The organism is Halorubrum sp. SP3 (assembly GCF_005435195.1).
Classification (GTDB): domain Archaea; phylum Halobacteriota; class Halobacteria; order Halobacteriales; family Haloferacaceae; genus Halorubrum; species Halorubrum sodomense.
Map to the genome: position 1 here is coordinate 61,038 of NZ_SGTU01000017.1, position 12,608 is coordinate 73,645.

11 protein-coding genes are annotated in these 12,608 nt (G+C 72.5%); 6 read left to right on the plus strand and 5 right to left on the minus strand.

Annotated elements, in window-relative coordinates; translation table 11 throughout:
• Positions 1-37 precede the first annotated feature (37 nt).
• The 4 genes from EXE42_RS12675 (at position 38) to EXE42_RS12690 (ending at position 4,231) form a co-directional block, all read left to right on the plus strand.
• Positions 38-1,534, plus strand: coding sequence for a bifunctional oligoribonuclease/PAP phosphatase NrnA (locus EXE42_RS12675; RefSeq protein WP_137706645.1), 1,497 nt, complete (start codon positions 38-40; stop codon positions 1,532-1,534).
• 77 nt (positions 1,535-1,611) lie between these two features.
• Positions 1,612-2,367 carry a bifunctional 2-polyprenyl-6-hydroxyphenol methylase/3-demethylubiquinol 3-O-methyltransferase UbiG gene (locus EXE42_RS12680; protein WP_137706646.1) on the plus strand — a complete coding sequence of 252 codons (756 nt, stop codon included), beginning with the start codon at positions 1,612-1,614 and terminating at the stop codon, positions 2,365-2,367.
• A gap of 90 nt (positions 2,368-2,457) precedes the next feature.
• Complete coding sequence (locus EXE42_RS12685) at positions 2,458-3,528, plus strand: NAD(P)/FAD-dependent oxidoreductase (protein WP_092920726.1); 1,071 nt, start codon at positions 2,458-2,460, stop codon at positions 3,526-3,528.
• Positions 3,529-3,667: 139 nt separating this feature from the next.
• On the plus strand, positions 3,668-4,231 hold the full coding sequence (locus EXE42_RS12690; protein ID WP_137706647.1) for a hypothetical protein: 564 nt from the start codon (positions 3,668-3,670) through the stop codon (positions 4,229-4,231).
• 478 nt (positions 4,232-4,709) lie between these two features.
• Here the strand turns inward: EXE42_RS12690 and ilvA are convergent, their stop codons facing one another.
• Together ilvA and EXE42_RS12700 are read right to left on the minus strand one after the other, a co-directional pair.
• The gene (gene ilvA / locus EXE42_RS12695; protein WP_092920728.1) at positions 4,710-5,921 is read right to left on the minus strand and encodes a threonine ammonia-lyase; all 1,212 of its coding nucleotides are present in this window, start codon (positions 5,919-5,921) and stop codon (positions 4,710-4,712) included.
• A 254-nt stretch (positions 5,922-6,175) separates the two neighbouring features.
• Positions 6,176-6,583, minus strand: a complete 408-nt coding sequence (locus EXE42_RS12700; RefSeq protein ID WP_137706648.1) for a gamma-glutamylcyclotransferase family protein — start codon at positions 6,581-6,583, stop codon at positions 6,176-6,178.
• Between the two features lie 199 nt (positions 6,584-6,782).
• On the opposite strand from EXE42_RS12700, the gene EXE42_RS12705 reads away from it, so the two are divergent.
• A complete protein-coding gene (locus EXE42_RS12705; RefSeq protein WP_137706649.1) occupies positions 6,783-7,937 on the plus strand; it encodes an ATP-binding protein in 1,155 nt (384 codons plus the stop codon).
• Positions 7,938-7,966: 29 nt separating this feature from the next.
• Complete coding sequence (locus EXE42_RS12710; protein ID WP_137706650.1) at positions 7,967-9,412, plus strand: MATE family efflux transporter; 1,446 nt, start codon at positions 7,967-7,969, stop codon at positions 9,410-9,412.
• A gap of 57 nt (positions 9,413-9,469) precedes the next feature.
• On the opposite strand, the gene EXE42_RS12715 is transcribed toward EXE42_RS12710, so the two are convergent.
• From EXE42_RS12715 to EXE42_RS12725, 3 genes are all read right to left on the minus strand, one after another.
• Positions 9,470-9,781, minus strand: coding sequence for a hypothetical protein (locus EXE42_RS12715; protein ID WP_092920732.1), 312 nt, complete (start codon positions 9,779-9,781; stop codon positions 9,470-9,472).
• 49 nt (positions 9,782-9,830) lie between these two features.
• A complete protein-coding gene (locus tag EXE42_RS12720) occupies positions 9,831-11,435 on the minus strand; it encodes an alpha-isopropylmalate synthase regulatory domain-containing protein (protein WP_137706651.1) in 1,605 nt (534 codons plus the stop codon).
• A gap of 290 nt (positions 11,436-11,725) precedes the next feature.
• Positions 11,726-12,421, minus strand: coding sequence for a hypothetical protein (locus tag EXE42_RS12725; RefSeq protein WP_137694941.1), 696 nt, complete (start codon positions 12,419-12,421; stop codon positions 11,726-11,728).
• Between the last annotated feature and the right edge of the window lie 187 nt (positions 12,422-12,608).

A 12,608-nucleotide genomic window follows, 5' to 3' on the forward strand; every position in this document is an offset into this window, starting at 1 on the left:
ACGGCAGCGTTTTGCCTCGCGACCCCGTCGCGTCCGTATGACCCGGCGCCTGCTGCTCGGCTGTAGCGCGGTCGGGAACGCGCTCGTCGAGCGCACCCGCGAGGAGCGCGGCGGGAGGGACGACCTGGTGGCGATCACCGACGACACCGGCTGGGCGTCGACGCTGCGCGACCGCAACGTCGCCACCGTCGAGGCCGACCCGACCGATCCCGGGACGTACCCGGACGCGGCGGCGGTCGTGCTGATCGCGAGCGACGACCCCGACCGCAACGTCGCCGCCGCGCGCGCGGCCCGGGAACGGTACCCGGACGCGATGATCGTCGCGCACCTCGGAACGGCACCGACGGACGAGCAGCGGGCGGCGGTCGCGGCGGTCGCCGACCGCGTGGTCGACCCGGTCGCGGCGGTCGCCGGCCGCGTCTTCGAGGCGGTCGGGCTCGACCGCGGCCGCGGGGCCGATACCGACGCGGAGTTCGCCCGCACCGACGACGGCGAGGACGAGAGGCCGGCCCGGCTGCTCGCGGCGCTCCGACGGCTCTCGGGGCCGCTGCTGGTCGTCGCGCACGACAATCCCGACCCGGACGCCATCGCCAGCGCGATCGGACTGGCGCGGGTCGCGGAATCGATCGGCGTCGACGCGGACGCCTGCTACGGCGGCGAGATCGCTCACCAGGAGAACCGCGCGATGGTGAACCTCCTCGACATCGACCTCCGGTCGTTCGACGGGGTCGACCTCGACGCGTACGACGGGATCGCCTTGGTCGACCACTCCCGTGCCGGCATCAACGACAGCCTCCCCGAGGGCCACCCGGTCGAGGTCGTCGTCGACCACCACCCGCCGCGGGGGCCCGTCGCGGGGTCGTTCGTCGACATCCGCCCCGGGATCGGCGCGACGAGCACGCTGATCGCGGAGTACCTCTCGCGGTACGGGATCGAGCCCGAACGGGACCTCGCGACGGCGCTCCTGTACGGGATCCGGATCGACACGAAGGACTTCACGCGCGCGACCGCGACCGACGACTTCGAGGCGGCGGCCGCGCTGCTCGCGCACGCCGACGAGTCGACGCTCGAACGCGTCGAGAGCCCGAGCGTGAGCCCCGAGACGCTGCGCGTCCTCGCGGCCGCCATCGAGAACCGCGACGTCCGCGGGTCGGTGGCCGCCTCCTGCGTCGGCGAGATCGCCGACCGCGACGCGCTCGCGCAGGCGGCCGATCGGCTGCTCGACCTGGAGGGCGTGACGGCGACGTTCGTCTACGGCTATATGGACGGGGTGATCTACGGCTCCGCCCGCGCCCGCGGCGCCGACCTCGACGCCGGCGAACTGCTCCGCGACGCGCTCGACCCGGTGGGATCGGCCGGCGGCCACGCCGTGATGGCCGGCGCGCAGGTCCCGCTCGGCATCCTCTCTGAGGTCCCCGAGTCGGAGTCGCTGTCGGACGTCGTCGAGGCGTTCGTCGCCGGGCGGTTCTTCGAGGCGCTCGACGACGCGCCCGCCCAGCCGACCGGGTTCCCGCCGGAGTTCCCGACGGACTGAGTCCGGGGCGTGCGAATCTGTCGCACGGCGGCGTAAGACACTCTTCGCCGGCCGCCGATCCCCTCGTAGTCGCCGCCATGTCCGACGGCCTCTACGACGAGCGTCCCCGGCTGTACGACGCGATCCAGTCCGAGTGGGACTACGACCGCGACGTCGCCTTCGTGTTCGACGCGCTCGCCGAGCGCGGGGTCGACCCAGAGCGCCTGCTGGAGGTCGGCTGCGGCACCGGCGAGCACACCCGACGGCTCGCCGAGCGCGGGGTCGACGTGACCGCGGTCGACGTTCACGAGGGGATGCTCGCCGTCGCCCGCGAGAAGTGCGGGGACCTCGACGGCGGCTCCGGTGACGGCGACGCCCCCGGAGCGGTCGAGTTCCGCCTGACTGGCCTTCCAGACCCGGACTTGGGGGACGCGGGGCCGTTCGACGCGGCCGTCGCGGTCCGCGGCGTCGTGAACCACCTACCGCCGGGCGACCTCGACCCGGCCCTCGCCGCGCTCCGCGACCGGCTGCGGCCGGGCGGCGTCCTCGTCTTCGACAACTCCCCGCTGCCGGCCGAGGGGAACCGACCGGGGCTCGACGTCGGCCGCGACGCCGAGGGGGCGACCGAGTACGTCCGCGTCGCGCACCACGTCGCGACCGACGACGGCCGGCTCGACTGGCGGGCAGTGACGTTCACGCCCGAGGGCGACCCGTTCGTCGACCGCCGCCGGATGACGCCGTTCGCCGACGAGCGGGTCGCCGACGCGCTCGCCGCGGCGGGGTTCGCCGGCGTCGACGTCGCGGAGGGATACGGCCCCGGAGACGATCGGAGCGTGTTCGTCGCGGCCCGGTAGCGAACTCGTCCCCCGGTCGTCGCCGTCGCTTGTGCGAGCGCGACGCCACCGGTCGCAACGTACATACGGCGCGCCGGCGAACTCACTCACATGACCGACGACATCGTCGAACACCGTCGACTGATCATCGCCGGCACCGGTATTTCTGGTCTCTCGGCGGCTATCTACGCCGCGCGGTCGAACAACGACCCGCTGCTCATCGAGGGGGACGAGCCCGGCGGCCAGCTCACCCTGACGACCGACGTGGAGAACTATCCCGGCTTCCCCGAGGGGATCTCCGGTCCGGGCCTGATCAACGACATGAAGGAACAGGCCGAGAAGTTCGGCGCCGAGGCCCGCAACGGCGTCATCGAGGACGTGGCGAAGGAGCCCGCGGGCCACTTCCGCGTCGCGCTCTCCGACGGCGACGTCTACACCGCCGACGCCGTCATCGCCGCCTCGGGCGCCAGCGCCCGCACGCTGGGCGTCCCCGGCGAGGACGAGCTGATGGGGTACGGCCTCTCGACCTGTGCGACCTGCGACGGCGCGTTCTTCCGCGACGAGGACATGCTCGTCGTCGGCGGCGGCGACGCCGCGATGGAGGAGGCGAACTTCCTGACGAAGTTCGCGGACACCGTCTACGTCGCCCACCGCCGCGAGGAGTTCCGCGCCGAGGACGTGTGGATCGAGCGCACGATGGACGCCGTCGACGACGGGGAGATCGAGCTGCTCCTCAACACCGAGCTCACCGAGATCCACGGCACCCCCGAGGACGGCATCGACCGCGTGACCCTCGTCGAACACCCCGACGGCCACCCGAAGGAGAAGCTCGACGACCCCGCGACCGCCGACGAGGTCGACGAGTACGCGTTCGACGTGGGCGCCGTCTTCTACGCCATCGGCCACACGCCGAACACCGACTTCCTGGAGGGGACCGGCATCGAGACCGACGAGGACGGGTACCTGATCACCGAGGGCGGCCGCGGCGGCGGGCAGACCCGGACCGGCGTCGCGGGCCTGTTCGGCGCGGGCGACGTGGTCGACTTCCACTACCAGCAGGCGGCCACCGCGAGCGGGATGGGCGTGAAGGCCGCGCTCGACGCCGACGAGTACCTCTCCGAGCGCGAGCGCGCCGGCGAGCTGTACGAGGCCGAGATCGACGCCGCGGCCGCGGACGACTGAGAGGCGGTTCGTCGTTTCGGGTGCGTCCGGGTCACCGTCCCGACGGCTCCCGTCCGCACCCCTGATACGCTCGGTGACGCAAACCCCTCTTTGCGTTATACGCGGTACTATCCGTGACCCTCCCGTCGTCCGAAACGTGATGAGCAGACGTGGTCTGGCCGTCGTCGCCGTTGCGCTCGCGTTGTTCGTGACCGGTAGCGCCGTCGCCCTCGCCGGTCCCGTGTCGGGAGGGCCCGGCGGCCTCTTCGGCGGACCGAGCGATCCGCCGGCGCTGGTCCACTTCGACACCGACGGGGTCCGCTGTCCCGACGAGTTCGCGGCCAACGGTTCGACCTCGGTGGCCGCCGGCCCAAGAAACACGGAGATAACGTACGCTCGAAACGTCTCGCTGCCGGGCCCCTCGTACGCCGTCGGCGGGCCGACCTTCGAGCGACTGAACGAGTCCGCCTACGTCCTCGACGTTCCGATCGAGGAGGCCGGGAACGCCTCCCGGCCGTGTTCGGGCGTCGTCCGCTACAACGGGACGATGCGGATCCCCGCGGGCGACGACCCCTGGACCCTGATCGTGAAACAGGACGGCGAGACGGTCACGACGTTCAGCGGCGACTCGGACCACTCCCTCCTCGGCGGCTCGACGAGCGTGAGCGGAAGCGTTTCGGCCCCGGCACAAACGAACGGCTCCGCGAACGCATCCGGAAATTGATGTTCCACCGGCGGTGAACGAGTTCAAAGCCCCGACCGCTCCGTTATAAATCGCTGACCGTATATCGACGGTGAGCGTCTCCAAAGCCCCAGCCGCTCGGTTATAAATAGCTGACCGTAGATCGACGGTGAACGTCTCCAAAGCCCCAGCCGGGAGGCGGGCGCACGCTCGCTGTCGTTCGAAAGGCGCGGAGCGCCTTTCGTGATGACGAGAGAGCTTCGCTCTCTCGAACCACGCTCCTCGTCGCTCGTTTCACTCGCTCCTGCGGTGCTTGCATCGCCTGCGCCCGCCTCCCGGCTGCCCCTTTGAGTCCCACCCCGCACGGCACCGCAGCCTCACGCCTCCCCAGCCTCGTCGGCCGCCCTCCGCGTTGCTCCGGGCGGCCGACTCCCTCGCGCGTGCTCCTCGCGGCCGCCGGGGGCGGCCGCTCGCAGGCGCGCGCCACCGCGGTTCTATTTATAAATGGTCGCTACCCGTTTCACGACAGCACCTCGACGTCGTACCCCTCGGCTTCGAGCGCGTCGACGATGTCGGCGGCGTGTTCGGCGTCGTCGGTCTCCAGTTCGAGTTCGAGTTCGGCGGCGTTGACGGCCACGTCGCGGGAGGTGCGGTCGTGGTGGACCGCGTACACGTTCGCGCCGGTGCGCGCGACGATGCTGGAGACGCGCTCCAGTTCGCCGGGGCGGTCCTTCAGGTCGATCGTGATCTTGAGGTAGCGGCCCATCTGGACCAGTCCCCGGCGTATCACGGTGCCGAGGCGGTTGAGGTCGATGTTGCCGCCGCAGAGCGCGGCGACGACCGTCTCGCCGTCGTCGTACTCGAACGCCTCCGAGAGGACGGCGGCGAGCGCGACCGCGCCGGCGCCCTCGACGAGCGTCTTCGCGCGCTCCAAGAGCAGCGTGAGGGCCAGGGCGATCTCGCGGTCGTCGACGGTGACGACCTCGTCGACGTACTCCGTCATGACCTCTAGGGTCCGATCGCCGACCGACCGCGTCGCGATCCCGTCGGCGATCGTGTCGACGCTGTCGATCTCCGTGACCTCGCCCGCTTCCAGCGACTTCGCGGCCGAGGCGGCGCCCGCCGCCTGAACGCCGACGACGCGCACGTCGGGCAGCTGTTCCTTGATCGCGACCGCGACCCCCGAGATCAGCCCGCCGCCGCCGATCGGGACGACGACGGTGTCGAGCTCGGGGCAGTCGTCGACGATCTCTAAGCCGAGCGTCCCCTGCCCGGCCATCACGACGGGGTCGTCGAACGCGTGGACGTAGGTGCGGTCCTCCTCGCGCTCCAGCCGGTGCGCGTACGCCTGCGCCTCGTCGTAGTCGACGCCCTCCAGGCGGACGCTCGCGCCGTACCCGCGGGTGGCCTTCACCTTCGAGACCGGCGCGAACTTCGGCATCACGACGGTGGCGTCGACCCCGGCGCGACTGGCCGCCAGCGCCACGCCCTGCGCGTGGTTGCCGGCGCTCGCGGTGACGACGCCGGCCTCGCGCTCCGCCTCCGAGAGCGTCCGGATCCGATTCATCGCACCGCGGATCTTGAACGCGCCGGTCCGCTGGAAGTTCTCCAGTTTGAGGTGGAGGTCGGCGCCGCTCATCTCGGAGAAGGAGCGCGACCGCTCCAGGGGCGTGTGCCGGGCGACGCCCGAGACCCGCTCGCGCGCCTCGCGGATGTCGGAGAGAGTGAGCATGCCACGCCGTCGCCGCGCCGGCCGCTAATCGGTTCCGGTCGGGGCCGACGGACCGGTCGACCACGGTCGCCGGCCCGCGTCCGCCGCGTCGCGTTCGCCGCGCCCGTCCGATCGACGAGCGAGCGGCTCGGCGTTGGTGAAGGGGGGAATGCACGCGTGTGACGTGCGAGTGAAACCAAGCGACGCGAATACAAAAAGGTGGGGCTACCAGAGCGAAAGTGAAACCGCACGACTGCGCGCCCGTCATCCGCCCGTCAGACGGGATCTCGGGGGGTCAGCCGCACCCGCACGTCGCGCTCGTCGAGGACCGATCGCACCCGAGCGGCGAACGGTCCGGACCCCGGCCACGTCGCGTCCGCGTCGAGTCTGTCGGGGTCGCCGACGTACACCGCGGCGGTCTCCGGGTGCTCGCCCGGCGCGTCGAGCGGGACGGCCTCGCGGACGTACAGCCCGCCGTCGACGTCCTCGTAGGCGTCGAGCGCGTCGATCTCTTCCGTTCGGAGGAGCCGCCCCGCGGTCTCGCCGCCCGGCGCGAGCGTCGGGTACCGCCCCTCCACGAGCCGGAGGCCGTCGAGCGTCGCAGAGCCGACGAAGACGAACGAGTCGACCACCTCGGTGACGGCGTCCGGCTCGGTCAGCGTGCCGTACACGAAGATGTCCATGGGCCCCCGTGGGTCGCTCGCGGATTTCAACGTTCGGACGGTTCTCCCTCCCGTGGCCCCGTCTCACTCCTCCCGCTCTTCGCGCTCCTCGCGTCCTCGTTCTCGTCGCTTCACCTCGCGCAGTCGATTCACGTCCGGGCGGTAGTCGGTCTCTCGATCGACCGCAACGACTTTACTCGCATCGTCGGTTGGTTTCGTAATGCCGACGCTTCGCGGCCACCACGTCGCCTCCCTGATCGGGGCCGGCCTCCTCGTCGCCGCGGCGGTCCACCACGGCACCGAGGTCGAGGCCGTCGGGAACGTGGGGGGGCCGCTGCTGGCGTTCGCGCTCGACGGCGGCATCGCGGTCGCCATCCTCGCTGCCGGCCGCCGAATCGCTCGTCGTGGACTCTCTCCCGCCGAGGAGTGGCGCGTGGCGCGGTGGACCGCCTCCGGGGCCGTCCTCGCGCTCGCCGCGTTCGCCGCGACGCTCGCGGTCCGCGTCTTCGAGGGGCGCCCGCTGGTCGAACCGGCGTTCCCGATGCTCGTCGCCGCCGGCGCCGGGAGCCTCGGCGGCGCGGTCGCGGGGTACTACGCGGTCCGCCAGGCCGCCGACGCCCGCCGCGCGCGGGACGCGGTCCGGGCCGTCTCGTTCGTGAACCACCTCCTGCGCCACGACCTCCGCAACGACCTCTCGACGATTCGCGGCTACGCCGACCTGCTCGTCGATGAGACGGACGGGTCCGACCACGCGGCGACCGTGGCCGCGAAGGCCGGCGAGGGACTCGAACGCATCGAGGCGACGAGCGCGGTCGCGGACGCGATCCTCGGCGACGCGGGCTCCAGCCGCGTCGACCTGGCGGCGACGACCCGGAACGTGCTGTCGAGCGTCGACGACGGCGACTCGGTGACCGTCGAGACCGATCTCCCGGAGTCGGCGTCCGTCGCGGCCAACGACGGCGTGCGGTCGATCGTCCACAACCTCGTCGAGAACGCGATCGAACACGCCGGCCCGGACGTCACCGTCCGCGTCGCGGTCCGCGTCGGCGAGGGTGACACGACCGAGGAGGTGGGCGACGACGAGGTCGCGCTGGTCGTCGAGGACGACGGCCCGGGACTCCCGCCCGAGATTCGAAACGGATCGTTCCCCGACGACGACGGGCGCGACGAGGGGCGTGCCGGATCGCGGGACGGCGCCGGATCGCGGGACGGCGCCGGATCGCGGGACGGAGGGGTCAGCGGCCTGGGACTGGTCGCGACGCTCGCCGACGCGTACGGCGGCTCCCTCGAGGCCGGCGAGTCGGATCTCGGCGGCGCGCGGTTCGCGGTGACGCTCCCGCACGCACCGGCCGACTCGGCCGGCTTCGATACGTAGAAACCGCGGGCGACCGTCAGGTGTGACGCATGGACTTCCCGCGGCTGCGGCGCGTCTGGAAGCGCGTGTTCTCGCTCGCGTGGCCAGTCATGGCCGAGCAGACGTTCCGCACCGCGATGCGGACGACGGACATCCTCGTCACCGCGCTGTTCTCGCCGGCCGCGGTCGTCGCCATCGGCCTCGCGGACCTCTACGCCCGGTTTCCGCTGCGGATCGGGCTCGGCCTCGGCGGCGGCGCCATCGCGCTCTCCTCGCAGGACACCGGCGCGGACGCCGCGGAGAACCGCGACGAGGCGGTGACGCAGGCGATCCTGCTCGGCGCGCTCGCCGGGGTCCCGTTCGTCCTCTTCGGCTTTCTCTACGGCGAGTTCGCGATCGGCGTGTTCGGCCGGCTCGTCGGCGAGCGGACCTCGCCCGCGGTCGTCGACCTCGGATCGACGTACCTCGCGATCGTGTTCGCGACCGCCCCGGCCCGCCACGTCGCCTTGGTCGGCGCCCGCGCGCTCCAGGGGACCGGCGACACCCGGACGCCGATGTACGTCAACATCGCCGCCAACTCCGTCAACATCGTCGGCTCGGTCGTCCTCGGGCTGGGCCTGTTCGGCCTCCCGCGACTGGAGGTCCTCGGCGTCGGCCTCGCGACCGCGGGCGCCAACGTGCTCACGGCCGGGCTGCTCTGTGCCGCGATCTGGGGGTCGTGGACCGACGCGGAGTTCGCGTGGCCGCGCGACCTCACCGTCGCGAAGCAGCTCCTCGTCGTGAGCGCGCCCCGCGTGTTGGAAGGGTTCGGCTCCGAGATCGCGGAGTTCCCGTTCAACGCCCTCCTGTTGGGCTTCGGGGAGGCCGTCAACGCCGGCTTCCAGATCGGCCGCCGCGTCTACCAGCAGGTGACCGGGCCGCTCTCGCGGGGCTACAACGTCGCGGCGTCGGTGTTGGTCGGCCAGGCGCTCGGCGAGGGCGACCCGGAGGCCGCGCGGTTCAACGGGTGGGCGGTCGCGGGCCTCGGCGTGCTGACGGTCGGCGCGATCGGGGCGGGACTGGTCGTCGGAGCGTCCCGGCTCGTTCCGATATTCACCGACGACGCGGCCACGATCGGCTACGCCGTCGACTTCGCGCGGGTGTACGGGATCGCCGGGGCCGCGCTCGCCTGCTTCTCCGCGCTGTCCGGATCGCTCCAGGGCGCGAGCGAGACCCGGGTTCCGCTCGTCGCGCGCGTCTCGGGGATGTTCGGACTGTTCTTGGGGCTCTCTTGGCTGCTCGGTCGCACCGCGGGACTCGGTCCCGCGGGCGCGTACGTCGGGGTGTCCGCCGCCTACGTCTGGATGGCGCTCGTCGTCGCAGCCGGGTTCCACTACTCCGGATGGGCGACCCGCGCCGCCGACATGATGGACGCGCGCGGGTCCGGTCCGGGCGCCGAGTCGAACGCGGGGTCGGACTCGGCGCCCGATCCAGTGCCCGACGAGGACTCCTCGTAGGGGGAGCCGCTGCCGACGACCGCGGCTCCCGATTTCGGTCGCGCCGCTCCCGGTCCGCTACGGCTCGCCGCCGAGCGACTCTTGTTCGGCGCCGGCGTCGCCCCTGAGCCGCCGCCGGCGCTTGTCGTAGGCGGCCTCCAGCTTCGCGTTCGTCGCGCGCGAGACGAGGTAACAGTCCGCGTCGTCGCCGTCGCGCGGGTGCGCGCTCGCGACCCAGACGTGGCCGTCACCGGCCGAGAGGTCGTCCGCCCACCGCTCGGCGGCCGCGCGGCTCTCGAAGGCGTGCCGGGTCCCGTCCTCGAAGACGAGCCGCCCCACCTTCGCGTTCCGCTTCCGCGCCGACGGCTTGATCGCGACGACGACGCTCACACCCGGGGATCGAGCGCCGTCAGTTAAAAACCTCGTCAGACGCGGGCGCTCAGTCGTCGGCCACGGCGCCGGGTTCGGCGTCCGCGGCGTCCGCCTCCGCCGCGAGCAGGCGGTCGAGCCCGTCGACCATCCCGACGACGCTCGCGCGGGTGATGTCCGCGTCCGACGCCGAGACGCTCACGGAGCGGTCGCCCCGCGAGAGGTCCACCTCGACGGTGACGACCGCGTCCGTGCCGCCCGTGATCGCGTCGACGTGGTAGGAGTCGAGGTCGAAGGCGACGCCGTCGCTCCCGGCCTCGCGCTCCGCGCTCCCGCTCTCGCGCTCGCCGTCGCCGCCCCCGCGTCCGCCCTCGTCGCCGGCGAGCGCCGCGCGGACCGCCTCCAGTCCCGCGTCGACCGGGCCGGCGCCGGTGCCGGCGGCGACGCGCTCCTCGTCGCCGACGCGCAGTCGGACGGAGGCGGTCGGGAGGTTGCCCCCGGAGGTCGCCGAGAGGTCGACGAGCTCGACGTGGCGCTCGCGCTCGCGGCCCCGCACGTCGTCCGCGACCGCGAGCAGGTCGGCGTCGGTGACGCGCTTGCCGCGCTCGCCCAGCTCCTTGACGCGGGCGACGACCTCGCGCAGCTCGTCGTCGTCGACCGCCACGTCGTGTTCCGCGAGCGCGGCCTTCACGCCGGCGCGTCCCGCGTGCTTGCCGAGGACGAGCCGGCGCTCGCGGCCGACGGTCTCGGGCGGGTACGGCTCGTACATCGTCCCGTCCTTCAGCGTGCCGTCGGTGTGGATCCCCGACTCGTGGGCGAAGGCGTTGGCGCCGCAGACCGCCTTGTTCGGGGGGAGCGCGACGCCGGTCGCCTCCGAGACGGTCCGACAGAGCCGGTAGAGCCGATCCAGCTCCACGGTGTCGACGCCGTACGACTCGCCGAGCGCGATTGCGACCTCTTCGAGCGCGGCGTTGCCCGCGCGCTCGCCGACGCCGAGGACGGTGCCGTGGACGGTGTCGGCGCCCGCCTTCAGTCCCGCGTGGACGTTCGCCAGCCCGAACCCGAGGTCGTCGTGGGTGTGGAGGCTCGTCGGGCCGAGGGCAGCGAGCCGCGAGACGACGGCGGCGGTGCGCTCGGGGTCGGCCGCGCCGACGGTGTCGCAGTAGCAGATCCGGTCCGCGCCGGCGTCGAGGCCGGCGCCGAGCAGGCGGTCGAGGTAGTCGAGGTCGGCGCGCGAGCCGTCCTCGCCGAGCACCTCCACCCACAGCCCGTGGTCTTTCGCGTACTCGACGAGTTCGACCGTCGTCTCGACGACCTCGTCGCGGGTCGACCCCACCTTCGTCTCGACGTGCTTGTCGGAGGCGGGGACGACGAGGTTCACGCCGTCGACGCCGCAGTCGAGCGCGTGGTCCACGTCCCGCTTAACCCCGCGGGCGAAGCTCGTCACGGTCGCGTCCAGTCCCTCGTCGGCGACGCGGCGGATCGCCTCGCGCTCGCCCTCGGAGGTACACGCCGAGCCGGCCTCGATCAGGTGGACGCCGGCGGCGTCGAGTTCGCGGGCGACGTCGACCTTCTCGCCGGGCGTCAGGGAGACGCCGGGCATCTGTTCGCCGTCGCGCAGCGTGGTGTCTAACAGCTGTACCTCGTCGAGGTCGGTGAGTGTGGTTCGGGTCAAAAGATGGTCCGTCGGCTCTGCGGTGGTCTCGGGGTCGGTGCCGCCGCGGGGCGGTCGTGCCCCGTCGTCGTTATCGCCGGAGAATTTCGCGGCCAGCCGCCGTGAGGCGACTTCCTCTATCCTCCGAACGAACGCGTTCGTCTCGCGTCATTCGTACCCGTGCGAACTGTGTACACACGGATAAACTGTCGGGTCGCGTCAGGTATGGCCAACTGATCGTCGCCGAGACCGCCGATCCGGTGACGATCCCTCGACGCGCCTTCGACGGCCCGAAGACGGGAATTTCCGCCTCACCCCAGCAGCGACCGGAGCGACCGCCGCCGGGTGCCGCACTCGGCGGCGTAGTCGCAGGCGTCACACCGGCCGTCGTCGACGCGCGACGGCGGGCCGTCGATCGAGCGCGCCGCGCGGAGCGCCTTGCGATACGCCGCCTTCTTCCGGAGCGTGAGCCGGACCTCTCGGACGACTCCGACCGCCGGGTACTCGACGAGCGCGCGCTCGATCTCCCGCTCGCGCTCCCACGCCAGCGCCTTCGCGATTCCGACCGCGCGGACCGCCTGCGGCTCCCACACGCCGTCCTCCGGCGGCTCGCCCGACGAGACGAGCGTCGGCACGGGCGGGGGAGACGGCTCGGTACCGGCCGGATCCTCGGTCCCCCCGTCCGGTTCCAGTACCTTGTGAACGGTCCCGTGACAGTCCTTGCCCGAGAGGAACCCGCGCTCACTCGCGGGGTCGACGAGGGCGCCGTACTCGTCGCGCTCGCGGAGCCGGTCGAGGTTTCGGCGGTAGGCGGCCGGCGACCGGTGGAGGGGCAGCTGCCGCAGCGCTCGGTCCGGCGCGTCGACCAGCTCGTCGTACCGGAAGGCGAGGTCGATCCGCTCGCGCGCCTTCGGTGGGACGCTTCGCTCGTCGTCGCGCCGGACGTAGTAGAGCTGCCGGGGGCAGTACGCCGCGCGGGCCAGGTCGCTGAACGGGACGAGGGTCACGCGAGGGGTTGGCCGCGGCTTCACTTATAAATAGAACTGCGGTGGCGTCGCCGGCGGCTCTGCCACCGGCTGCAAGAGGCGCGTCGCGCCTCACTGCGTGCCGACGAGCGGCCTGCGGCCGCGAGTCGCACGCGCGAGGGAGTCGGGCGGCCGGAGCGAAGCGGAGGCCGGCCGACGAGGCTGGGGA

What these genes read in the sequence shown, in the direction of transcription:
- EXE42_RS12690 (WP_137706647.1), top strand. Translation starts at nt 3,668, where the DNA reads ATGAGCAGACGTGGTCTGGCCGTCGTCGCCGTTGCGCTCGCGTTGTTC.
- EXE42_RS12680 (WP_137706646.1), top strand. Translation starts at nt 1,612, where the DNA reads ATGTCCGACGGCCTCTACGACGAGCGTCCCCGGCTGTACGACGCGATC.
- EXE42_RS12675 (WP_137706645.1), top strand. Translation starts at nt 38, where the DNA reads ATGACCCGGCGCCTGCTGCTCGGCTGTAGCGCGGTCGGGAACGCGCTC.
- EXE42_RS12685 (WP_092920726.1), top strand. Translation starts at nt 2,458, where the DNA reads ATGACCGACGACATCGTCGAACACCGTCGACTGATCATCGCCGGCACC.
- EXE42_RS12705 (WP_137706649.1), top strand. Translation starts at nt 6,783, where the DNA reads ATGCCGACGCTTCGCGGCCACCACGTCGCCTCCCTGATCGGGGCCGGC.
- EXE42_RS12710 (WP_137706650.1), top strand. Translation starts at nt 7,967, where the DNA reads ATGGACTTCCCGCGGCTGCGGCGCGTCTGGAAGCGCGTGTTCTCGCTC.
- ilvA (WP_092920728.1), bottom strand. Translation starts at nt 5,921, where the DNA reads ATGCTCACTCTCTCCGACATCCGCGAGGCGCGCGAGCGGGTCTCGGGC.
- EXE42_RS12700 (WP_137706648.1), bottom strand. Translation starts at nt 6,583, where the DNA reads ATGGACATCTTCGTGTACGGCACGCTGACCGAGCCGGACGCCGTCACC.